This window comes from Rubellimicrobium rubrum (genome assembly GCF_006152115.1).
Taxonomy (GTDB): Bacteria; Pseudomonadota; Alphaproteobacteria; order Rhodobacterales; family Rhodobacteraceae; genus Rubellimicrobium; species Rubellimicrobium rubrum.
In genome coordinates, this window is sequence record NZ_VDFU01000014.1 from 20,250 (window position 1) to 42,950 (window position 22,701).

A 22,701-nucleotide genomic window follows, 5' to 3' on the forward strand; every position below is an offset into this window, starting at 1 on the left:
GGGCCCCGTTTTCGTTTCCGCCCCTGTTCAGCAGGTTGCGATCAGCACGGCCCGGGCTTCTGACCCACTGGCAACCGATCTGGTTGGCCCCGGACGCAGGGGGCGCTAGAACTGCGCTCATGAAACTCCTCGTGGGCCTTGGAAATCCCGGCGCGAAGTACGCCGGTCATCGTCACAACATCGGCTTCATGGCCGTGGACCGCATCGCGGAGGGTCATGGCTTCGGCCCTTGGCGGTCGCGCTTCCAGGGCATGACCTCCGAAGGCGTGCTTGGCGGCGAGAAGGTCCTTCTTCTCAAGCCGCAGACCTTCATGAATGAGTCCGGCCGCTCGGTTGGAGAGGCCATGCGCTTCCTCAAGATCGCCCCAGCCGAGTTGTGCGTCTTTCATGACGAGATCGACCTTGCACCCGCCAAGCTCAAGGTGAAGACCGGCGGCGGTCACGCGGGGCACAACGGCCTGCGCTCCCTTCATGCCCATATCGGCGACGCCTATCATCGCGTTCGCATGGGCGTGGGCCATCCGGGTCACAAGGACGCCGTGCCCGGATACGTGCTCCATGACTTCGCCAAGGCCGACGCGGCTTGGCTCGATGACATGCTGCGTGGCATCGAGGATGGGGCCCCAGCCCTCGCCCAAGGGGATTTCGCGACGTTCCAAAACCGGGTCGCCCTTCGCCTCAATCCACCCCGGCCCTCGAAACCAGCCCTAGGCGCCATACTGCCTGATGCAACCGCGCCTGCTCGCGCGGCACCGTCCAAGGCACAGGACGATCAACGCTCACCTCTTCAGAAACTCGCTGATCGCTTTCGATGACGAGGGTTCGGGCCCTGACGCGAGCATGACCCCCTTGGCCGCATGGTTTGCGGCAATTCCACAGGACGTTCACCCACGGAGGCCAGGATGCAGAAAGACCCATCCATCAATGTCCTGGGCGCAGCACTGGTCCCTTGCTCGGCGGATCCGCTGACCGGGTTCTTCCGCAACAGCGCCTGTGACACATGCCCGGAAGACCGTGGATCCCACACGGTCTGCGCGGTCATGACGGCCGAGTTCCTGGCCTACTCCAAGTATGTCGGGAACGACCTCAGCACGGCGCGCCCGGCATCCAGATTTCCCGGCCTCAAACCGGGCGATTCGTGGTGCCTTTGCGCCGGCCGGTTCCTGCAGGCCCATGAAGAAGGCTGCGCTCCTCGCGTCAACCTGGCCGCCACCCATCGGCAGGCCCTGGAGGTCGTTCCCTTGGATATCCTCCGCTCTCACGCCCTGGAGTGACGGCTGTCCAGCGGACCGGCCATCAGATCCTCGATGAACAGCGACAGGAGCTGGGGCCGACCCGTAACCCCCGCCTTTCGATAGATCGCGGCGGTCTGGGCCTTGACCGTCCCTTCGCTCGTCTGGCGAATCCGTGCGATGTCCTGGGTAGACATTCCCTTGATGGCGAACAGCGCCACGTCCCGTTCGGCAGGGGTCAGCCCCCAAGCCGCGAACTTTTCGTCCAGAAGCTCCATGAAGGCACCAGAGGCGGCGCGCAGCTTGGCCTCGGCCTCGCGGGTGCGGATCTGGCTCCGGCGCAGGGCCAGCCCGCCCAGCACCGTCCCCAGGACAAGCCCCACAGCCGCCCCGATTTCCGTGATCTCGTGCACGACCCAGGCCACGGGTGCCACGCCCAGAACGGAAAAACCTATGTTGGCAACGAACAGAACGGCCGACACCGCCTGCACCGCCAGAATGGCGACAACACCCGACTGCTTCACGGCGCTCCTCCCGCCCCTTGACCTAGCGGTCAAGGATCAGTCGTCACCTTTGTCCGGGCCGCGGTTCCCATTGGAACCCTGTCCTCTTCCGGAACGACCTGAACCGCCCTCAGAGTCCGAACCGTCTCCGCCACCCTGACCACGACCCTGGCCGTTCCCGCCGCCATTGCCATTCCCGCCACCATTGCCGTTCGAGCCCTGGCCCTGGTTCTGACCTCGCCCTTGTCCGTTCCCGCCGGAACTCCGATCCTCGTCGTTCGCGCCCGAGTTGGAGCCATCGTCCGAACCGGCAGATCCCTGGTCGCCGTTCTCCTCTTGATCCCCTGCATCATCAGCGCCCGCATCGGCTCCGCTGTCGCGATCCTGGTCAGCATCGGGTTCAGCATCCACGCTGTCCTGCCCCTCCCCTCCCGGGTCGGCGCCGGGATCCTCCGGATCGCTGCGGTCGGGCTTGGTTGCCGGTTGCTCCATTGCCGGTTCATTGGAGGGGACAGCCGACGCTTCGGGTTCCTCTGGTTCACCACCGTCCGATGCCACGACGTCTTCTGCCGCTGCAGGATCAGAAGGCGGCGCAGGCTCTGCAGCATCCAGCTGGGGATCAAAGATCCTCGGTGTCCCGGCATCATCCGGGGCCTCAACATAGTCGCGGAGGATCTCGCCCGTCGAAGGGTTGAACACGATTTCCCGGCGGCCGTCAGGGCTGACAGCCACCACGCGGATGCGGCCAAGCAGGGTGCGGGATACCTCGAACTCGCGATAACCCTGGGCTTTGAGCTGGTCCACGACCCCGTCTGCCGCGGACTGCGCCAAGGCCGCGCCCCCGAGCATGGTCAGAGCGGCGGCCATCAGGATGCATCTCCGCTTCGGCGACATCATCGTCTCCACGCCCCAGGCTCTGGCGCCTCCAGGCGCGAGCCCTGTCCCATACCGAGGCAGACGGCACCTGCCCCATTGAGCCTTACCTTGGACACGACTGTGGCGGTTGTCACTCCGACCCATTCGTAGGGTGTTCGCTTTCGCCGCGTAATCGTCACCGGTGCCATGGTGTTGGGCAAGGCTCGGGCATCCTCCTGCTGTCAGTCTGTCCTGCTCTGCCGCCCAGCCGAAGCATGCAACCGTGTACGGCACCATAGGGCCATGGGTTAGCCACGCCGTAGGTACGGCTGTACGACGGTCCAGCCCAAAGTTTAGGGCCAGCACGACGATGCTGACCCAAGCCAGAACGACAGAAGACTGGGGTTCCTCCGCCGCCCGTCCGTGTCAGGCCGAGACTTCGACTCCCAAGTGCCGCGCCACCGTGAAGATGTCCTTATCGCCTCGTCCGCACAAATTCATGATGATCAGGTGATCCTTGGGCAGGTCCGGCGCGATCTTCATGACATGGGCCAGCGCGTGGCTGGGCTCCAGCGCCGGGATGATCCCCTCCAGCGCGCAGCAAAGCTGGAACGCCTCCAGCGCTTCCTTGTCGGTGATCGCCACGTACTCCGCCCGGCCGATGTCATGCAGCCACGCATGTTCCGGCCCGATGCCCGGATAATCGAGCCCCGCCGAGATCGAGTACCCTTCCAGGATCTGCCCGTCGTCGTCCTGGAGCAGATAGGTCTTGTTCCCGTGCAGCACCCCTGGCCGTCCGCCGGTCAGGGAAGCGCAATGTTCCATCTTCTCATCCACACCCTTGCCGCCGGCTTCCACGCCGATGACCCGCACGGATGGATCGTCGAGGAATGGATAGAACAACCCCATGGCGTTCGAGCCGCCGCCGATGGCTGCGATGATCGTGTCTGGCAGCCGTCCCTCGGCTTCCATCATCTGCGCCTTGGCTTCCTTGCCGATGATGGACTGGAAGTCGCGCACCATCGCCGGATAGGGATGCGGCCCCGCCACTGTGCCAATGCAGTAGAAGGTGTCACGCACGTTGGTCACCCAGTCGCGCAGTGCGTCGTTCATGGCGTCCTTGAGCGTGCCACGCCCCGACGTGACCGGGACCACCGTCGCCCCAAGCAGCCGCATGCGGAACACGTTGGGCGCCTGACGCTCCACGTCGTGCGCGCCCATGTAGACCACGCATTGCAGCCCGAACTTGGCGCAGACCGTCGCCGTCGCCACGCCGTGCTGGCCCGCCCCGGTCTCGGCGATGATACGGGTCTTGCCCATGCGCCGCGCGAGGATGATCTGCCCCAGCACGTTGTTGATCTTGTGCGCGCCGGTGTGGTTCAACTCGTCGCGCTTGAGGTAGATCTTGGCCCCGCCTAGATGCTCGGTCAGCCGCGGCGCATAATACAGCGGCGAGGGGCGGCCCACGTAGTTCGTCCAAAGGTCGTACATCTCGGCCCAGAAGGACGGGTCCGTCTTGGCCCTCTCGTACTCGGCTTCGAGGTCGAGGATGAGCGGCATCAGCGTCTCGGAAACGAAGCGGCCTCCGAACTGACCGAAACGCCCAGCCTCGTCCGGCCCAGTCATGAAGCTGTTCTGGCGTGTATCCGGCATCGCGCGCCCTCCCCTTCTATCAGGAAGCGCTTCTACCCCGATCCCCTGTCAGGCGAAAGCCGCAACGGCTGTTATCGTGCGGACGCGACGGCGCCCACAAACGCACGGATCAGATCGGAATCCTTGATGCCGGGCGCGCTTTCGACCCCGGAGGAGACATCGACCTGCCGCGCCCCGGACACGCGCACGGCCTCGGCCACGTTTCGAGGCCCCAATCCGCCGGCCAGCATCCAGGGACGGCTCCAGGACAGGCCAGACAGCAACCCCCAGTCAAAGGAAACCCCATTGCCACCCGGCAGGGTCGAACCGGCCGGGGCTTTGGCATCCAGGAGAAGCTGGTCAGCGACAGCTTCATAGGCTCGCGCCCGTGCCACATCCTCCGGACCCGAGATGCCGACGGCCTTCATGACGGGAAGACCCCACCGCTCACGGATCTCCGCCACGCGGTCGGGCGGTTCATGACCGTGCAGTTGCACCATGTCGATGGGCACAGTGTCCAGCACCGCATCCACCTCCGCATCGCTCGGATCAACGAACAGGGCGACCTTGGCCACCCCTACAGGCGCAGCCAGCGCGAGGTCACGCGCGACGGGCAGGGCCAGCGACCGAGGTGAGCGGGAATAGAAGACGAGACCGATATACGCCGCCCCGGCGCTGGCCGCGGCCTCGACCTGCGCCTCGGTGGTGAGCCCGCAGACCTTGACGCGCACAGGTCCGGTCGGGCGCGGGTTCACGCGAAAGGCCATCAGCGCCGCGCAGGGATGGTCGGTGCATCCAACACCGCAAGCACGTCGTTCTTGGGGGCCGCTGCAGCCCGTTGCTGAACGACTTCACGGCGCAGGCGCTCCAGTTCCCGCGCGGTAGCGCGCCCTTGGGCGCGCTCCGGAATCTCGCGGATCCATTCCCAGACGAACCCCACGAGAAGGCCCAACGCAAAACCCAGCAGGATCACCAGGAACAGCGGGAGGTCGATATCGGGGGACACTCCGAGCCATCCGCTGATCGCCTCGGGTAGCACGCGCAGGGTCACGATTCCCCGGTTGGCCAAACCCATCGTAACAAGGGCAATGGCCACGAGGCCCCAGAAAGCGGTCTTGAGAAGTCCCATGGAACGAGCCTCGTGGTTGCGGACGACGTTGGCGCCCGGAGCTATAGCCGCCCACGCGCGCCTTCCGCAACCGGTCCCGGTCGGCGATCAGAGGCCTTCGGCCGGGAGGTCCTCCTCGGGAACGATGCCCTTGTCGTTCAGCCGATCCCGCAGGAGCTTGCCGGTCTTGAAGAAGGGAACGTGCTTTTCGTCGACATCCACCGCTTCGCCGGTACGGGGATTGCGCCCGGTGCGGCCGTCCCGCTTCTTGACGGAGAAGGCCCCGAACCCACGCAGCTCGACACGGTTGCCCTGGGCCATGGCCTCGACGATCCGGTCGAAGATCACGTTCACGATCTTCTCGACGTCCCTTTGGTACAGATGCGGGTTCTCTTCCGCGATCTTCTGGATCAGTTCGGACCGGATCATCTCACCCCCAAGACAGTTGATCGAACACGCAGGTTGGCCCTGCTTTACCGGGAACTATAGGGGGTTAACACGTTCCGACAAAGAATTTCAAAGCATTCCGGGACGGCAACTGCGCGCTTCGGACGGCAGGATCGCCGCCGTTTGCGGCCGTGGTCCATGCAACGAAAAGGGCCCTGCCTTTCGGCAGGGCCCTTTCCATCGTTTTCGTCACAGCCCGAGGCTTAGCCGCGGTCACCGCCACGAAGCGCCGCGCCCAGGATGTCGCCCAACGATGCACCCGAGTCGGACGAGCCATACTGTTCGACGGCCTCCTTCTCTTCGGCGATCTCGCGGGCCTTGATCGACAGGCCGAGCTTGCGGGTCTTGGCGTCCACGGAAACCACGCGCACGTCGACCTTGTCGCCGACCTGGAAGCGCTCGGGGCGCTGTTCCGCACGGTCACGGGACAGATCCGAGCGGCGGATGAAAGACTTCATCCCCTCGTACTCGACCTCGATGCCGCCATCCTCGATCTTCGTGACCGCGACGGTGATGATGCCGCCCCGCTTCACGCCACCGATGGCTTCGGCATAGGGATCGTTCTCCATCGCCTTGACGGAGAGCGAGATGCGCTCCTTCTCGACGTCGACCTCGATAACCTTGGCCTTGACGTGATCGCCCTTGCGGTAGTTCTGGATCGCATCCTCGCCACGGGCATCCCAGCTCAGGTCCGACAGGTGGACCATGCCGTCGATGTCGCCCGGAAGGCCCACGAACAGACCGAACTCGGTGATGTTCTTGACCTCGCCCTCGACGTTCGCACCCTCGGGGAACTGCTCGGCAAAGACTTCCCACGGGTTGCGCTGGGTCTGCTTGAGGCCCAGGGACACGCGGCGCTTCTGGCTGTCGATCTCGAGCACCATGACCTCGACCTCCTGGGAGGTGGAGACGATCTTGCCGGGGTGCACGTTCTTCTTGGTCCAGGACATTTCCGAGACGTGCACGAGGCCCTCGATCCCCGGCTCCAGCTCCACAAAGGCGCCGTAGTCGGTGATGTTGGTGACGCGGCCGGTGTGGACGGACCCGTAGGGGTACTTGCGTTCCACGGTGTCCCACGGATCCTCCTGGAGCTGCTTCATGCCCAGGCTGATACGGTGGGTTTCCTTGTTGATCTTGATGACCTGGACCTTGATGGTCTCGCCGATCGACAGGATCTCGCTCGGGTGGTTCACGCGGCGCCACGCCATGTCGGTGACGTGCAGCAGGCCGTCAACGCCGCCCAGATCGACGAACGCACCGTATTCGGTAATGTTCTTGACCACGCCTTCGATCGTCTGGCCCTCGAAGAGGTTGCCGATGACCTCGGCGCGCTGCTCGGCGCGGGATTCTTCCAGGATGGCGCGGCGCGACACGACGATGTTGCCGCGGCGACGGTCCATCTTGAGGATCTGGAACGGCTGCTTGAGGCCCATGAGGGGGCCGGCGTCGCGCACGGGGCGCACATCGACCTGCGAGCCCGGCAGGAACGCCACGGCGCCGCCCAGGTCTACGGTGAAGCCGCCCTTGACGCGGCCGAAGATGGCGCCGTCGACACGCTCTTCACGCTCGTAGGCTTTCTCGAGACGGTCCCAAGCCTCTTCGCGCTTCGCCATCTCGCGCGAGATGACGGCTTCGCCACGCGCGTTCTCGACGTTGCGGAGGAACACCTCCACCTCATCGCCGATGTTCACGCTGGGCTGTTCGCCGGGCTGGGCAAATTCCTTGAGATCGACGCGGCCTTCCATCTTGTAGCCGACGTCGATGATGGCCTGGCCCGCCTCGATGGCGATGACCTTGCCCTTCACGACAGTCCCTTCGGAGGGGGTGTCGAGGTCGAAACTTTCCTGAAGGAGTTCCTCGAACTCCGCCATGCTAGTGCTGGCTGCCAAATGCGTATCCTTTTGCACGGTTTTCGGGCCTGGCGGTTGTATCCGCCGGTCTGTGGGGGAATTTGTCCCATATGGGACGTGCCCCCCTACCGCACAAGGGCCGCGGGGGCAAGGCTCGGCTTGCCCCCTGACTAGCTGGTTCCATCTGCGATGCTACCACGGGCGGCTTCTGACCGAAGCCGAAACCGATCAGCGCCCGCTGTTTCCAGGACTGGAGAGACCTCATGACCACAATGACACGCGTCCTTGTCACCAGAGCCTCCGCCGGCATCGGCCAAAGCTATGCCGAGCAACTCGCAAAGGCTGGCGCGGCGCTCGTGCTCGTTGCCCGTCGGGCCGACCGGGGGAGCCCGTGTGCATCCCCTCCCTGCCCGACATCCAAGACTGGGAGGCCTACGTCGTCGCCGAACAGGCTGCGGCAGCGAATGCGTCGCGCGACCGCGCAGCCGACCGATACCAACTTGGCCAATGATCTGTCCAGCGGACCTTCAGCGGCATTGAGCTCTGCCCGGGAAAGGCCTCTGAGGATACCGGCATGGGCGCAGAGCAGCACTGGTCCGAGCTGCTTTTGAACGTGTCACGGTGGTGCCGATCGGCTCAGGCCTTGCAGCTGCACGGCTCAGGCTGCGGAACGTCATGCGCCGATGAAGATGTCTTGCAAGGTCGGCCGGACCAGTCAGGCGGTGACGTCCTTCCGAGCCTCGATCAGCGCGGCGAGGTTGCGCCGCACCTCTCTCAGGCCAAAGGCGACCGCGCTGTGGACCTCGTGCTCCGGAGAGGCGGGGTCTTCTGCCTCCAACGCCGAACGCAGCTTTTCCAAGGTGGCGTCGATGGCGTCGATGCGGCGGCCAGCCCGCCGTCCTTCGGCCATGCCGTTCAGGACATGGCAGGCGTCCTGCCGCAGCACGTCCACCTGCCCTCGCATGATCTCGACGGACAAGGGCGGGTCCTGCACCTCGGCGGCCCGATCCAGGATGATGACCGAGTCATGAAGTTCGCGGAGTGCGTCGAGCTGCCGCTGCATCTTTTCCCGGTTCACGAATTTTGCGTCGGACAGCGCCTCCTGCGTCAGCCAGACCGACTCGTTCCAAGCGCTCACATGCTCCTGGATGCGAGGCGTGTGACCGCTCTCGACGGTGGCCTTGATCGCGTCCGACAGTCGCGTTGCCGTGGCGCGCAGGGCGCGGCTGTAATGCCGCTCGAAGCGCCACTCGGCCCGTTCAGGCCAGACCAGCAGAGAGACGAGGGTTCCGATCGCCGCCCCGAGAAGGATGCCCGAGCTGGTCACCAAGGCCGTGTTGACGAGATCCTCCTTGCCCTCCAGCGACATCCCGACCGCCGGGACCACGGCAAGTTGCCAGGAGGACCGAAACGTGGTGGCCGCTCCTACCGCGAAAAGGGCAACGGACAGGGCGACTGCCGTGCCCCAGCCGGACGGCAGCAGTGCAAGGCACAGGAACCCGATCAGGCTTCCGGCGATCGCCGACTGGAGACGGATCAGGGCCTGTCCCATCGTGCCGCCGATTGACCGCTGGAGGCTGGTGACGGCCATCATGATGACAAGGAAATGCTCGAGATCGCCGATCCTTTCAGCCGCGACATAAGCGAGGCATGCAGCCACGCCAGACTGGAGCCCCAGCCGTCCAGCATCGCGCCAGTCATCGGGATGGATCGATCTCAGCGCTTGGAACATCGCCCGGCATCCCTGCTTCAGGCGCCTGCGAGACGCCTCCTGACCACTGACAAGGCCGCCGCCACGGCATCGTCCACCTTCAGATCGGAGGTGTCGATCGCCACGGCGTCGGACGCGGCGCGCAGAGGAGCGGTCGCGCGGGCCCCATCGCGGGCATCGCGCGCGCGCACCTCCTCCAGGGTCCCGTCAAGGGTGACTTCCTGACCTGCCGCACGCAGTTCGTCGTAACGCCGCGAGGCACGGGCAAGGTCCGAGGCGGTGACGAAAAGCTTCACTTCAGCCTCGGGACAGATCACCGTGCCGATGTCGCGCCCGTCCAGGACCGCGCCGCCTTCCCGCCGGGCGAAGGTCCGCTGAAACTCCAGAAGAGCCGCCCGAACCTCGGGGAGGACGGCCACCCGGCTCGCGGTCTGCGCGACGTCGGCATGCCGCAGGCGAGGGTCGTCGAGGCTCGTGGGATCCAGGCTCCGGGCGGCCCGTACGGGATCGTCACCCTCCAAGACGCGTAAGCCGACGGCCCGGTACAGAAGCCCGGTGTCGAGATGCGCGAACCCCGTTTCGCGGGCGATCGCGCGGGCGATGGTGCCCTTGCCCGCCGCTGCCGGGCCGTCGATGGCCACCGTGAAGATCATGCGCCCGCCCCGGCCGCCACGCCAGAATAGTCCTTGCGGCTCATGCCCGTACCAGATCCGCGCCAAGGTTCCGCATCAGCGTCTCGAAGATCGGAAAGCTCGTGGCGATAGGCGATCCATCGTCCACCTGCATGGCCTGCCGAGAGGCGAGACCCAGGATGAGGCAGGACATGGCGATCCGGTGATCGAGACGACTTTCTGCCGTGACGCCGCCCTGCACCCCATCCGCGCCACGTCCATGGACGATCCACCAGTCGGGGCCTTCCTCAACCTCCACGCCCGCCGCGCGCAGGGCCTGGGCCATGGCGTCAATGCGGTCGCTTTCCTTGACCCGCAACTCCTTGACGCCACGCATGACGGTCGGACCTTCGGCGAATGCCGCGACGACCGACAGGATCGGGTATTCGTCGATCATGGAGGCTGCGCGTTCTGGCGGAACCTCGATCCCCTTGAGGCTGCCGCTGAACCGCGCCCGAAGATCGGCAACGGGTTCGCCGCCCTCCTCGCGCTGGTTCTCGTAGGACAGGTCCGCGCCCATCTCCCGCAAGGTGGTGAACAGCCCGGCGCGCGTGGGGTTGAGGCCGATGTTCGGCACCAGCACATCCGATCCCGGCACGATGATCCCGGCGCAGACCGGGAACGCCGCCGAGGACGGATCGCGCGGCACGACGATGGTCTGGGCCCGCAGTTCCGGTTGACCAGTCAGGGTGATAACGCGCCCCTCTGCGGCATCCTCCACCCGCACCGTCGCGCCGAACCCGGCCAGCATCCGCTCCGTATGGTCGCGGGTGGCCTCCTTCTCGATCACTACGGTCTCACCGGGGGCGTTCAGCCCGGCAAGCAGGATCGCCGACTTGACCTGAGCCGAGGGCACGGGCAGCACATAACGGACCGGCACCGGATCCTTTGCGCCGACGATGGTCATGGGAAGCCGCCCGCCCTGGCGCCCATAGGCGCGGGTTCCGAACAGCGACAACGGATCGGTCACGCGTCCCATGGGGCGGCCACGGAGGCTGGCATCGCCTGTGAAGGTCGCCGTGACCGGCGAGGTCGCCATCGTCCCCATGATCAGCCGGACGCCGGTCCCCGAGTTCCCGCAGTCGATCACGTCCGACGGCTCGGCAAAGCCGCCGACCCCGACGCCATGGACGATCCAAGTGCCGTCCTGCCGCTCCACCGTCGCGCCAAAGGCCCGCATGGCTTCGGCCGTATCCAGCACGTCCTCGCCCTCAAGGAGCCCCGTGACCCGCGTCTCACCGACCGACAACGCGCCCAGGATCAACGACCGGTGCGAGATGGACTTGTCCCCCGGAACATCGGCGATGCCCTTCAAGGGATTGCCCGCCCGGGCGGTCATGGGAATGGGTGTGCCGTGGCCGGACATGGAGCCTCCTTGGTTCGGAGGCCTTCTAGCCCGGCGTCACAGGCGACGGAAGGTCATGTAATAGGGCCGGCGCCCCTCGCGCAGGGCCTTCTGCTCGTAACGGGTGGACAGCCAGTCCGGCCATGCCTCGTCGGTTGGGCCCTTTTCAAGGGCAAAGCCAGCCGGGGGTACCTCCTCCAGGGTCTGCCGCACATAATCCTCGATGTCCGTGGCAACACGAAGCTCTGCGCCGGACGCCATGGCCCGAGCCAGCAGCGCCAGCGGCTCGGGCGTCACGAAGCGGCGGCGGTGGTGGCGCGCCTTGGGCCAGGGATCGGGGTAGTTGAGGAACACCTTCTCCAGCCGGCCTTCGGGCAGCAGTTCCAGCAGGTCTCGCGCGTCGCCGGGGTGAAGGCGAATGTTGCCCACCGGATCCTTGGCCAGCTTGCCCAGGAACTGCGCAATCCCGTTCACGAAGGGCTCCGCCCCCAGGATGGTGACCCCCGGATAGGTTCGCGCCATATGCACCAGATGCTCGCCACCACCAAAGCCGATCTCCAGCCACAGCGGGACGCCCAGCCCCGGCAGACGCAGCGGCGTCCGTTCCGGGTTCTCCTCCCGTGTCACGCCGCGCAGCACCAGCGCCGGGAGGTCGCCCTCCAGCCGGGTCTTCTGGAGCGGGCGGAGCGTCTTGCCGCGCACGCGGCCATAGAAGTTGCGCCAGGGGCGTTCAGGGGTGTCGGTCATGGGACCGGGCGGATAGGAGCCGCCCGCGTCCCCGTCAAGTCAGCCCGCGACCGAGCCGTCCGCGTTCAGTTCAATCCACCGCCCCGTTTCGGCCGCCGCTTGGTAGATCGCCTGGATCAGCCGCACGTCGCGCAGCCCCATCTCCCCAGGGGTCAGCACATCCGTGTCATTCATGATGGCCTGAGACAGGTGATCGATCTCGCGGGTGAACTGCTCCTGGCTGCCGAACTCGGACTGCCGGTCCTCCGTCCCCTCGCTGGTCGAGACCCGGAGTTGGTTGCCCATGTACTCCGTGGCCGGGTCAAGCACCGCCACAGCCTGTGATCCCCAGGCGTCGATGCGCTTCTTGTCGGCGATGTAGCCCGAGCTGAGCGTGGCAAGCCGCCCCGACGGAAAGCGAAGCTGCACCGTGCAGACGGCCTCCACCTCGGCAAAGCGCTCGTCGCCTTCAGGGCTCCAGGTCCGGGCGGACAGGGCAGAAGGCACCTCGTCCATGAACCAGATCGTGCCGTTCAGGGCATAGATCCCGATGTCGATGAATGACCCGCCCCCCGACAACTCGCGCCGCATCCGCCACTGGTCCTTGGGGGTCGAAGGATCAAGGGGCCGGTGGTGGTCCGAGGACATGAAGGTGAGGTCCCCGAGCTGCCCCTCACGGATCATGGTCGCGGCCATGAGGTTCACGGGCTCGAAATGCGCGCGGTACGCGACCATGAGCTTCTTGCCCGCCGCGTCCCGCGCCGCGATCATCGCCTCGCAGTCCTCGGGCGTGGTCGCCATGGGCTTCTCGACCATGACGTGCTTCCCGGCCTCGAAGGCCCTCACCACGAGGTCGCGGTGCAAGGAGTTCGGCGTGATGACATAGACCACGTCGATCTCCGGATTGTCGGCGATCTGGTCGAAGGTCTCGTAGGAATAGACGCTGCCCTGATCCACCCCGGTGCGCCGTGCGATCTCGGCCGCCTTCTCCGGGTTGCCGGACACGAGGCCCTTTAGCTCCGAATACCGCGTCCGGCCCAGAGCCGGGATCTGGTAGCTGGTCGCGAAGTGGCCGAGGCCCGCCACCGCCCAGCCCAGGCGTCGCGCCTCGGGCTGGCGCAATTCGTTCTGGATCTCGGCGGGGCGGCCGACCAATTCATTCGGGACATTGGCATCGCGCACCACGCTACCAGCCGGCGCCTGCCCCTCCTGCGCGGTGGCCGGGCCGCTGGCCCCTGCCAGAACGGCTCCGGCCGCAAGCCCGCTGGCCCCGACCATGAAGCCGCGCCGCGACACGTCCGCCGTCCAGATCTGTTCTGCCATTGCCCTGATCTCCGCGTGAAACAACACGCGGTGAACAAGGGCGGCTGGACCATTCGGCAACGCACGCCGTCGTGAACGGTGTGCGTTGCCGCCTCAGGCCGCGAGGCTTGCCGCAGTCCGGCGCAAGGCGTCCGCCAGATCGGTCCTCTCCCACGAGAATCCCCCATCGGCTTCGGGCGAGCGTCCGAAATGGCCGTAGGCCGCCGTGCGCGCGTAGATTGGACGGTTCAGCCCCAGATGTTCGCGGATGCCGCGAGGGGTGAGGTCCATGACCTGCGGGATCGCCCGCTCGATCTCGGAAGCATCCACCGCTCCCGTTCCATGCAGGTCGGCATAGATCGTGAGGGGCCGGGCCACGCCGATGGCATAGGATAACTGGATCGTGCAGCGATCCGCGAGCCCGGCCGCCACGACGTTCTTGGCCAGGTAGCGCGCCGCATAGGCGGCCGAGCGGTCCACCTTGCTCGGGTCCTTGCCACTGAAGGCCCCACCGCCATGCGGCGCCGCGCCCCCATAGGTGTCCACGATGATCTTGCGCCCTGTAAGGCCCGCATCCCCGTCGGGCCCGCCGATGACGAAGGTGCCCGTGGGATTGACCCACCAACGGGTCGCGTCGTTGATCCAGCCATCCGGCAGGACCTCATGGATGTAGGGCTCCACGATGGCGCGGATGTCGGCGCTGGTCTGCGCCTCGCTTTCGTGCTGCGTGGACAGGACGATGGAGCTCACCTCCACGGGCCGCCCGCCCGCGTAGCGCAGCGAAATTTGGGACTTTGCATCGGGCCGCAGCAGCGGCTCGGCCCCCGTCTTCCGCGCTTCGGCCAGACGGCGCAGGATCGCGTGGGCATAGTGGATGGGCGCGGGCATGAACTCGGGCGTCTCGCGGGTGGCATAGCCGAACATGATGCCCTGGTCGCCGGCCCCCTCCTCGCCCCGTTCGCCGGTAACACCCTGGGCGATGTGGGCAGACTGCTCGTGGAGCAGGTTCGTGACCTCGCAAGAGTTCCAGTGGAACTTCTCCTGCTCGTAGCCGATGTCGCGGATGCATTCACGCGCGATCCCTTCGACCCCGTCCTTGAAGGCCCGCAGGCGGCTCTGGTCGGTCAGGCCCACCTCGCCGCCGATGACCACGCGATTGGTGGTGGCGAAGGTCTCGCAGGCGACGCGCGCCAGGGGATCCTCGGTCAGGAAGGCATCGAGGACGGCATCCGAGATGCGGTCGCACAGCTTGTCGGGATGCCCCTCGGACACGGACTCCGAAGTGAACACATAGTCGAGGCGGGACATGGGGGTTGCTCCATTAAGGTCGCCCGTCACGCCAGGAAGCCGTTGTGACGAGGGTCCGTCTTGGCTAAGCCCCCCTGCCCTTTGGGTCAATCCCCCGCTGCCAGAATGCCACGGCAGCCAACCCCACCAACAACGTAAAAAGCGGGATATCGCCCCAGCGGGCATAGGGTGTGGGCGCCAGTGCCGGTGGGAGCGGCACATCCAGGGCACCGGCCTGATGCAGCGGCAGCGAAGCGAGGATGCGTCCCTTGCCGTCGATCATGGCCGAGATGCCGGTGTTCGCTGCCCGTATCAGTGGCAGTCCCAGTTCGATGGCGCGCAACCGGCCCAGCGCAAAGTGCTGCTCGGGCCCGGCGCGGCGGCCGAACCAGGCGTCGTTGGTGACAAGGAGGAAAAAGCGTGGTCGGTCCGGGCCGATCTCCTCGGGAAAGATCCCTTCGTAGCAGATCAGCGGGCGCGCGGTGCCGATGCCGGGGATGTCGATAAGCCGGCCGCTCGTTCCCGTGGCGAAGCCCTGGCCCTGGATCTCGGCCAGGGCGCGCAGGCCCAAGCGCGACAGGACGTCGCGATAAGGCATGTACTCACCAAAGGGAACGAGGTGGACTTTGTCGTAGAGGTCCGTCACCGCACCCTGCCCGTCCGTGACCACCAGGCTGTTGAAGTACCGGCCCTGCTCGTCCTGCCGCACGACCCCGGTCGCCAGAGGCGCGCCACCTGCGGCTTCAGCTCCCATGGCGAGCGTCGGTCCGGCCCAGTCCAGGAGGTCCGCCACCGCCGTCTCGGGCCAGACCACGAGGCTGACCGGCCTTGAGCCGCCCGTCGCCGGCCCAGACAAGGAAAGGAGCCGCCGCAGATGACCGGGTTGCAGGACCGGGTCCCACTTCTCGTTCTGGGGCACATTCGGCTGGACGATGCGGACCAACAGAGCGTCTGGCGCGACCGGAGGCGCCGGGCCGGGATCGAGCAGCACAGCCCCGCCCACGAGACCGAGGATCACCGCGCCACGCAAAAGCCCGGCGACCGGAGCGGCGATCAGCGCCGCCACCCCGAGCGTGAGAAGGGTCAGGCCATGAACCCCCATGACGGAGGCGAGCTGGATCAACGGAGTGCCGCTCCAGACATGACCGATCATGACCCACGGAAAACCCGTCAGGGCCAGCGCACGCAACACCTCGGCCGCCGTCCATAAGGCTACCAGTCCCAGGACCCCCAGGCGGAGCCGTCGCGCAAGGCCGAACGCAGCCCCCCAGAACAGCGCAAGTCCCCCGGCCATGAGGACCAAGGCGAAGGGGGCCATCCAGCCGGTCCGCTCGGGCTCCACGAGGAAGGGCTCCACGATCCAGCGGAGCGACAGGGCAAAATGCCCCATCCCAAAGGCCCAGCCGTCCCAGAACCGCGGACCCGACCGGCGCACCAAGGCGAACAGGAGTACCAGCGCTGCCAGGGTGGCCACCGGCCAGGATGCAGGCACCTGGCCCAACGCCGCGATCGCCCCAAGCGAGGCAAGGCCGGCCAGCCGCACGGGCCAGGGCCAAGCCGCGACGCGCGCGGGGCTCCTCGCGATCGCCTCGACGAATGTCACCGGGCTTCGACGGGCAGACGGATCCGAAGCCGTTTCACGCGGCGGCTGTCGGCATCCAGCACCTCGAATATCGGCCCGTCGGGGTGAACGATGACCTCGCCAGTCTTGGCGACGTGGCCGGCCAGCAGGAAGACGAGCCCGCCCAGCGTGTCGACCTCCTCGGCGTCGATCTCCTCATGGGCCGTGAGGTCCATGCCAAGGACTTCCTCGAATTCCTCGATTGGAGTGGTGCCGTCCACGACCCAGACCCCTTCGGATTCGCGCGACACATGCTCGGGCTCGGCGATGTCGTGCTCGTCGTCGATCTCTCCGACGACGGTCTCGAGAAGATCCTCGATGGTGCACAGACCATCGGTGCCGCCGTATTCGTCGATGATCAGCGCCATGTGGATCCGCTCGGCCTGCATCTTCTGAAGGAGGGTGGCCAGCGGCATGGACGGCGGTACGTAAAGCAGGGGGCGCAGCAGTTCGCGCAGGTTGAAGTCGCCGCCGCGCCCGAAGCCGTGCCGCAGCGCCACGTCCTTGAGATTCACGATTCCCAGGGGCTGGTCGAGGGTTCCCTCATAGACCGGTATGCGCGTCCGACCGGACTCGCGGAACTCCTCCACGAGGTCGGGGAGCGGGATCGTCACCGGTACGGCCACGATCTCGGAAGTCGGGACGGCGACATCCTCGGCCCGCATCCGCCGGAGGTTGAGGATGCCTGGCACCGACGCAAGCCGAGGGAACGCCGGCTTGTCCTTGTCGTCCTCGGAGGAACTCAGCGCCTCGATGATACGCGAAAAGAAGCCGCGACTCTGGCCCTCGGTCGTATCATCGCTACCCTCGTCGCGGCGCGGCGCGGGGTTGCTCGCGTCAGCCATCGCTCATCCTCGTCATGGCGGCCCCTTCTGCCCCAGGAGCATAGGGGTCCGCAAGTCCGAGTTCCCTCAGGATCTCGGTCTCCAGGCCTTCCATCAGATCGGCATCGCCGTCCCGCTCATGGTCGAAACCCAGCAAGTGCAACGTGCCATGCACAAGGAGGTGCGCTGCATGGTCCTCCAGCGACTTGCCGGCCTCCCTAGCCTCTCGGGCACAGGTCTCGTAGGCGATGGCGATGTCGCCCAGACCCACGGGCATCGGGGGCTCGGGCGGGGGGAGATGCGGCATCTCGCCCGCCTTGTCCGCGCCCCGCTCGTCCGAAGGCCAGGACAGGACGTTAGTCGGCTGCGGCTTGCCGCGGAAATCTTCGTTCAACTCCGCGATGCGCTTGTCGTTGCAGGCTAGAAGGCTGATCTCGTAGGCGGCAGGCTCCAACCCCAGCCGCACGAGAGTGGCCCGGCAGGACCGTTCCGCAAGGTCCTCAAGGCCGAGAACCTCCCAGCGGTGGTCCTCGGCCAAGGTCTCGACAAGAGGATCGTCCGTCATCTGTGTCAGCCAGAGGCCTCTGACCTGTCGGTGGCGCGCGCATCGGCGTCATAGGCCTCGATGATGGCGGCGACCAGCGGGTGCCGGACCACGTCGCGGGCCGTGAAGCGGGTGAAGCTGATCTTGGACACGTTGTGGAGCAGCCGTTCGGCCTCGATCAGACCCGAGGGTACGCCGCGCGGGAGGTCGATCTGGGTGCGATCGCCCGTCACCACCATCCGCGATCCCTCGCCCAAGCGGGTGAGGAACATCTTCATCTGCATGGAGGTGGCGTTCTGCGCCTCGTCCAGCACGATGAAGGCGTTGGACAGCGTCCGACCCCGCATGAAGGCGAGCGGCGCGATCTCGATGATCTTTTCCTCGATCATCTTCTGCACCTGCTTCTGCGGCAGGAAGTCGTTCAGCGCGTCGTAAAGCGGCTGCATGTACGGATCGACTTTTTCCTTCGCGTCACCGGGAAGGAAACCCAGTCGTTCGCCAGCCTCAACGGCGGGGCGCGACAGGATGATCTTGTCCACATGGCCGCCCAGGAACATGCTGACGCCCACGGCCACGGCAAGGTAGGTCTTGCCGGTGCCGGCAGGGCCTATGCCGAAGGCCAGCTCGTGGTCGAACAGCGCGCGGACATAGGCCTTCTGCGCCTCGGTCCGGGGCTCCACGACCTTGCGGCGGGTGCGGATCTCGACGCGGTCGGACGGTCCGCCGCGGCCGAACATCTCGGTCTGGTCACCCGCCTGGGGGCCCGTCTCGCGCAGGGCGGGGCCCATGCGCAGTTCGCGGTCGATGTCGCCCAAGTCCAGACCTTTCCCCGATTCGAGCCGCTGATACAGCGCACGCATCACCTCGGCGGCACGGCCGCGCGCCTCCGCCTCGCCCATGATGGCCAAGCGGTTGCCCCGTCTCAGGATCTGCACGCCGATCCGGTCCTCGATCACGGCGAGATTGCGGTCATGTTCGCCGCAAAGATCGATCAGGAGGTAGTTGTCTGGGAACTCAAGCAGGGTCTCGCCATTCGCGGATGCAGCGGCGGACGCGTTCAGCGCGGTCACGGGCAGGGTCGTTTCTCCTTCCTGCGTTCGGCGCCTCCCAGCGCCGGGCGGGCAAAGGCGCCACATGGGTCCATGGTGACGCGGCCCGGACCATGGCGCAAGCATTCCGAGGGGCCGCCGTGTTATTGAACGCACGAGGAGGCCAGAGGGTCCGGCCACAACCGCGACGGATGCACAAATCCTGCTCACCCCTCCGTCAACACGCTCAGGACGCCAACTCGCCCCCCAGCGAGTTCGTCAGGGCCGCCGTCACGCGCACGGGCCGGATCTGCCCACGCAGGTCGTCGGGGGCCGTTACGGCCACGGCCATCAGATGCCCGGATTTGCCGGTCATCTGTCCGGGCATCCGGCCCGGCTTCTCGAACAGCACGGGCAGGATGCGGCCGACCATGGCCTTCTGCGTCTCGCGCTGCTGCCGGGTGATGAGGGCCTGCAGCCGCAGCAGACGGTCGTGCGCCTCGGGCTCCGGCACGCCAGTTCGTTCGGCGGCCGGCGTTCCCGGACGGGGCGAATAGGTGAAGCTGAAGGCCGAGCCGAACCCCACGGCCTCGATCAAGGCCAGCGTTGCCTGGAAATCCTCCTCGGTCTCGCCGGGGAAGCCTACGATAAAGTCCGAGGACAGGACGAGGTCCGGTTGTGCCGCCCGCAGCCGTTCGACCAGCCTCAGGTAGTCCTCGGCTCGGTGCTTGCGGTTCATGGCCTTGAGGATGCGGTCCGACCCCGACTGCACGGGCAGATGCAGGAACGGCATGAGCTTGGGTTCTTCCCCATGGGCGGCGATCAGCGCATCATCCATGTCGTTGGGATGCGAGGTCGTGTAGCGGATGCGATCCAGCCCATCGATGCCAGCCAGATCGCGCACCAGTGCCGCAAGGCCGCCCTCGGCCCCGTGCCACGCGTTGACGTTCTGGCCCAGCAGCGTGATCTCGCGCACGCCCTGCTCCACAAGACCCCGCGCCTCGGTCAGGATCCGCTGGGCGGGGCGGCTCACTTCGGCCCCGCGGGTATAGGGGACGACGCAGAAGGCGCAGAACTTGTCGCACCCTTCCTGCACCGTCAGAAAGGCGGTGGGCGCGCGAAGCTTGCGCGGCGGCAGGTGAGCGAACTTGTCCTCGGCCGGGAACTCGGTTTCCACGACTTTCTCGCCCGCGTCGACGCGCGCCATCAGCGCGGGAAGGGTGTGGTAGCTCTGTGGGCCCACCACGAGGTCCACGATCGGCGCCCGCGCCAGGATCTCCTCGCCTTCGGCCTGCGCGACACAGCCTGCGACCGCGATCCGCAGGTCGGGCTTGGCGGCACGCAGCGGCTTCAGCCGCCCGATGTCGGAATAGACCTTCTCTGCCGCCTTCTCGCGGATGTGGCAGGTATTGAGAAGGACCATGTCGGCCTCCTCCGCCTTGTCCGTCGCTTCATAGCCCTGCCCGGCCAAAAGCTCGGCCATGCGCTCGCCGTCATGAACGTTCATCTGGCAGCCGTAGGTCTTGACGAACAGCTTCTTGGTCATGGGACGGGCCTTGCGCTGGGGCGTGTCGGGCATAGGCGCTCGGCCACGGTCTTGCAATGCCGGGACCCGCTCCCCCCGGGCCAGGGCGCATCACGTTCGACGGATGCGGATGGGCCCGTCGGGCCCTCAGACGCGCCGCAGCCGGATCACCACGTCCACGGCAGCGATCTCCGCGCCCTCGGGGGCCACGGGCAGGCGCCGGATCTCCAGTTCCGTCGCGGGCGCGTCGGTCAGGCGGCACTCGTCTTCCCAGAAGAAGTGCGGATGGTCGGTCATGTTGGTGTCGAAGTAGCTCTTCGAGCCATCCACGGTGATCTCGCGCATCAGGCCCGCCTCGCAGAAGGCACGCAGCGTGTTGTACACGGTCGCGAGGCTCACGGGCTCTCCGGCCCGCACGGCGGCATGATGCAGGCTTTCGGCGGTCACGTGCCGGTCGAGGCCATCGCCGACAAGGAGCTGGGCCAAGGACACCCGCTGCCGCGTCGGGCGCAGGCCGCCGCGCGCAAGCCAGGCCTTGCCCCGCCCTACGGCCACAACCCCGGTCATCGTGTCGTCATGCATCGGACCCGCGTGCCCTTTATCCCAAGCCTCACAAGCATATGTCGTCTGGGGTCCGGGATTCAACCGGTACCCGGCCCGCCCTTGCCCCCATCGCGGGCCGGGTGATAAGGCATCGACCGGCGCGCAACAACCGGATGGACCCTCGGCCTATGCCCGACTTCCCGCGACACTTCGACAGGGAGGCCCTTCTCGCCTGCGCCCGAGGCGAGTTGTTCGGCCCCGGAAATGCCCAGCTTCCCGAACCGCCCATGCTGATGATGGACCGCATCACCGACATCTCGGGCGATGGCGGCGCGAACGGCAAGGGGCACGTGGTGGCCGAACTCGACATCCAGCCCGACCTTTGGTTCTTCCCGTGCCACTTCCCCGGGAACCCCGTCATGCCGGGCTGCCTCATGCTCGACGGCCTGTGGCAGCTCACCGGCTTCAACCTCGGCTGGCGCGGCTGGCAGGGCCAGGGTTTCGCGCTCGGCGTGGGCGAGGTGAAGCTGTCCGGGATGATCCGCCCGGACCGCAAGCTCGTCAGGTATGTCGTGGACTTCACGCGCGTGATCGACCGGCGGCTCAAGATGGGCGTGGCCGATGGGCGTGTGGAGGCTGACGGCGAACTCGTGGCCGAGGTCAAGGACATGCGGGTCGGCCTCGCCGTGGCACAGGGGGGCTGAACGATGCGTCGTGTCGTCGTCACCGGGATCGGGATCATCTCGCCCATCGGGAACAGCGCCGCCGAGGTGCTGGACGCGCTCAAGGCCGGCCGCTCGGGCATCGAGCGCTCCGAGGAGATGGTCGAGCACGGCTTCCGCTCCCAGGTTGCCGGAACGATCAAGATCGACCCGGCGCAGCACATCGACAAGCGCAGGATGCGCTTCATGGGCCCGGGAGCGGCCTACGCTTACCTCGCCATGGAGCAGGCCATCGCCGATTCCGGCCTGACCGAGGGCGAGGTGAGCCACGAGCGCACCGGCCTCATCGCGGGATCGGGCGGGCCGTCCACCTCGAACCTGTTCGCGGCGGGGCAGACCGTGCTCAGGACTGGCAGCCCCAAGAAGATCGGGCCCCTCATGGTGCCGCGCGGCATGTCGTCGACGGTGTCGGCGAACCTCGCCACCTCCTTTCGCATCAAGGGGATCAACTACTCGATCACCTCCGCCTGCTCGACCTCGCTCCATTGCATCGGCTCCGCGGCCGAGCAGATCCAGATGAACAAGCAGGACGTCATGTTCGCCGGCGGCGGAGAGGAGTTGGACTGGACCCTGTCCGCCCTGTTCGATGCCATGGGCGCCATGTCCTCCCGATTCAACGACGAGCCGACCCGTGCCTCGCGCGCCTTCGACCGTGACCGCGACGGCTTCGTCATCGCGGCAGGCGGCGCGATCGTCGTGCTGGAGGAGCGCGAGCGGGCGCTGGCGCGCGGCGCGAGTATCTATGCCGAGGTGACGGGCTTTGCCGCGACCTCTGACGGCGCCGATATGGTCGCTCCATCGGGCGAGGGCGGAGAGCGGGCGATGAAGGTCGCCTTGGCGACCCTGCCCCAAGGACGCCAGGTCAGCTACATCAATGCGCACGGCACTTCGACGCCTGTGGGCGACGTGACCGAGGTCGAGGCCGTCCGCCGCGTCTTTGGCGACGACCACCCGCCTATCTCCTCGACCAAGTCGATGACCGGACACAGCCAGGGGGCAACCGGCGCGCAGGAGGCGATCTACTGCCTGCTGATGCTCCAGGACGACTTCATTGCGCCGTCGATCAACGTGGAGAACCTCGATCCCGCCCTGCGGGAGGGCGAGATTGCCACGCGGCTCGTGGAAAAGGCCGGGCTGGACACGGTCATGACGAATTCCTTTGGCTTCGGCGGCACGAACGGATCGATGCTCCTGAGCAAGCACCTCGATTGAGCGGACTCCTTTC

At 66.6% G+C, this 22,701-nt stretch carries 23 protein-coding genes and 1 riboswitch; of the genes, 4 read left to right on the forward strand and 19 right to left on the reverse strand.

From position 1 onward, the window contains the following. Window positions 1-119 precede the first annotated feature (119 nt). Window positions 120-815, forward strand: a complete 696-nt coding sequence (gene pth / locus FHG66_RS12280) for an aminoacyl-tRNA hydrolase (RefSeq protein ID WP_139077175.1) — start codon at window positions 120-122, stop codon at window positions 813-815. An 87-nt stretch (window positions 816-902) separates the two neighbouring features. Next, the gene (locus FHG66_RS12285) at window positions 903-1,274 is read left to right on the forward strand and encodes a DUF2237 family protein (protein WP_139077177.1); all 372 of its coding nucleotides are present in this window, start codon (window positions 903-905) and stop codon (window positions 1,272-1,274) included. Here FHG66_RS12285 and FHG66_RS12290 read toward each other — a convergent pair. From FHG66_RS12290 to irr, 19 genes are all read right to left on the reverse strand, one after another. Continuing rightward, entirely contained in the window at window positions 1,259-1,756 is a 498-nt protein-coding gene (locus FHG66_RS12290; RefSeq protein ID WP_139077179.1) for a helix-turn-helix transcriptional regulator, read from the reverse strand. The two genes, FHG66_RS12285 and FHG66_RS12290, sit on opposite strands and share 16 nt — an antisense overlap. A 36-nt stretch (window positions 1,757-1,792) precedes the next feature. Beyond that, entirely contained in the window at window positions 1,793-2,602 is an 810-nt protein-coding gene (locus tag FHG66_RS12295; protein ID WP_139077180.1) for a hypothetical protein, read from the reverse strand. 414 nt (window positions 2,603-3,016) lie between these two features. Next, window positions 3,017-4,243, reverse strand: a complete 1,227-nt coding sequence (gene trpB / locus FHG66_RS12300) for a tryptophan synthase subunit beta (protein WP_139077182.1) — start codon at window positions 4,241-4,243, stop codon at window positions 3,017-3,019. A 71-nt stretch (window positions 4,244-4,314) separates the two neighbouring features. Then, entirely contained in the window at window positions 4,315-4,989 is a 675-nt protein-coding gene (locus FHG66_RS12305) for a phosphoribosylanthranilate isomerase (protein ID WP_139077185.1), read from the reverse strand. Further along, on the reverse strand, window positions 4,989-5,351 hold the full coding sequence (locus tag FHG66_RS12310; RefSeq protein WP_139077187.1) for a LapA family protein: 363 nt from the start codon (window positions 5,349-5,351) through the stop codon (window positions 4,989-4,991). The genes FHG66_RS12305 and FHG66_RS12310 overlap by 1 nt, the downstream gene beginning before the upstream one ends. A gap of 87 nt (window positions 5,352-5,438) precedes the next feature. Beyond that, a complete protein-coding gene (gene ihfB, locus FHG66_RS12315; protein ID WP_139077189.1) occupies window positions 5,439-5,759 on the reverse strand; it encodes an integration host factor subunit beta in 321 nt (106 codons plus the stop codon). A gap of 221 nt (window positions 5,760-5,980) precedes the next feature. Further along, a complete protein-coding gene (rpsA, locus tag FHG66_RS12320) occupies window positions 5,981-7,648 on the reverse strand; it encodes a 30S ribosomal protein S1 (RefSeq protein WP_139077368.1) in 1,668 nt (555 codons plus the stop codon). Window positions 7,649-8,342: 694 nt separating this feature from the next. Then, complete coding sequence (locus FHG66_RS12330) at window positions 8,343-9,359, reverse strand: FUSC family protein (protein WP_139077192.1); 1,017 nt, start codon at window positions 9,357-9,359, stop codon at window positions 8,343-8,345. Window positions 9,360-9,376: 17 nt separating this feature from the next. After that, a complete protein-coding gene (locus FHG66_RS12335; RefSeq protein ID WP_139077194.1) occupies window positions 9,377-9,991 on the reverse strand; it encodes a (d)CMP kinase in 615 nt (204 codons plus the stop codon). 40 nt (window positions 9,992-10,031) lie between these two features. Further along, a complete protein-coding gene (aroA, locus tag FHG66_RS12340; protein WP_139077196.1) occupies window positions 10,032-11,375 on the reverse strand; it encodes a 3-phosphoshikimate 1-carboxyvinyltransferase in 1,344 nt (447 codons plus the stop codon). Window positions 11,376-11,411: 36 nt separating this feature from the next. Beyond that, on the reverse strand, window positions 11,412-12,101 hold the full coding sequence (gene trmB / locus FHG66_RS12345) for a tRNA (guanine(46)-N(7))-methyltransferase TrmB (protein WP_139077198.1): 690 nt from the start codon (window positions 12,099-12,101) through the stop codon (window positions 11,412-11,414). 39 nt (window positions 12,102-12,140) lie between these two features. Continuing rightward, window positions 12,141-13,403: a Gfo/Idh/MocA family protein gene (locus FHG66_RS12350; RefSeq protein ID WP_139077200.1), complete on the reverse strand. Its 1,263-nt coding sequence runs from the start codon at window positions 13,401-13,403 to the stop codon at window positions 12,141-12,143. Between the two features lie 93 nt (window positions 13,404-13,496). Continuing rightward, window positions 13,497-14,690 (reverse strand): methionine adenosyltransferase, encoded by a 1,194-nt coding sequence (gene metK, locus FHG66_RS12355; protein WP_139077202.1) that lies wholly within the window; start codon window positions 14,688-14,690, stop codon window positions 13,497-13,499. A gap of 6 nt (window positions 14,691-14,696) precedes the next feature. Beyond that, a riboswitch (SAM-SAH riboswitch) is annotated at window positions 14,697-14,744 on the reverse strand. Window positions 14,745-14,754: 10 nt separating this feature from the next. Continuing rightward, window positions 14,755-16,272 (reverse strand): apolipoprotein N-acyltransferase, encoded by a 1,518-nt coding sequence (gene lnt, locus FHG66_RS12360; protein WP_246082578.1) that lies wholly within the window; start codon window positions 16,270-16,272, stop codon window positions 14,755-14,757. Then, the gene (locus FHG66_RS12365) at window positions 16,269-17,135 is read right to left on the reverse strand and encodes a hemolysin family protein (protein ID WP_139077204.1); all 867 of its coding nucleotides are present in this window, start codon (window positions 17,133-17,135) and stop codon (window positions 16,269-16,271) included. Before FHG66_RS12365 ends, lnt begins: the two co-directional genes overlap by 4 nt. Continuing rightward, on the reverse strand, window positions 17,128-17,679 hold the full coding sequence (ybeY, locus tag FHG66_RS12370; protein WP_139077206.1) for an rRNA maturation RNase YbeY: 552 nt from the start codon (window positions 17,677-17,679) through the stop codon (window positions 17,128-17,130). Before ybeY ends, FHG66_RS12365 begins: the two co-directional genes overlap by 8 nt. A gap of 5 nt (window positions 17,680-17,684) precedes the next feature. Further along, window positions 17,685-18,794 carry a PhoH family protein gene (locus tag FHG66_RS12375; RefSeq protein WP_139077208.1) on the reverse strand — a complete coding sequence of 370 codons (1,110 nt, stop codon included), beginning with the start codon at window positions 18,792-18,794 and terminating at the stop codon, window positions 17,685-17,687. A gap of 139 nt (window positions 18,795-18,933) precedes the next feature. Beyond that, complete coding sequence (miaB, locus tag FHG66_RS12380) at window positions 18,934-20,232, reverse strand: tRNA (N6-isopentenyl adenosine(37)-C2)-methylthiotransferase MiaB (protein WP_139077210.1); 1,299 nt, start codon at window positions 20,230-20,232, stop codon at window positions 18,934-18,936. A gap of 126 nt (window positions 20,233-20,358) precedes the next feature. Further along, window positions 20,359-20,778, reverse strand: a complete 420-nt coding sequence (irr, locus tag FHG66_RS12385; protein WP_176556237.1) for a Fur family transcriptional regulator Irr — start codon at window positions 20,776-20,778, stop codon at window positions 20,359-20,361. A 164-nt stretch (window positions 20,779-20,942) separates the two neighbouring features. Between irr and fabA the strand changes: the two genes are divergently transcribed. Both fabA and fabB read left to right on the forward strand, forming a co-directional pair. Then, window positions 20,943-21,458 (forward strand): bifunctional 3-hydroxydecanoyl-ACP dehydratase/trans-2-decenoyl-ACP isomerase, encoded by a 516-nt coding sequence (fabA, locus tag FHG66_RS12390; protein WP_139077214.1) that lies wholly within the window; start codon window positions 20,943-20,945, stop codon window positions 21,456-21,458. A gap of 3 nt (window positions 21,459-21,461) precedes the next feature. Continuing rightward, entirely contained in the window at window positions 21,462-22,688 is a 1,227-nt protein-coding gene (fabB, locus tag FHG66_RS12395; RefSeq protein WP_139077216.1) for a beta-ketoacyl-ACP synthase I, read from the forward strand. Window positions 22,689-22,701 lie beyond the last annotated feature (13 nt).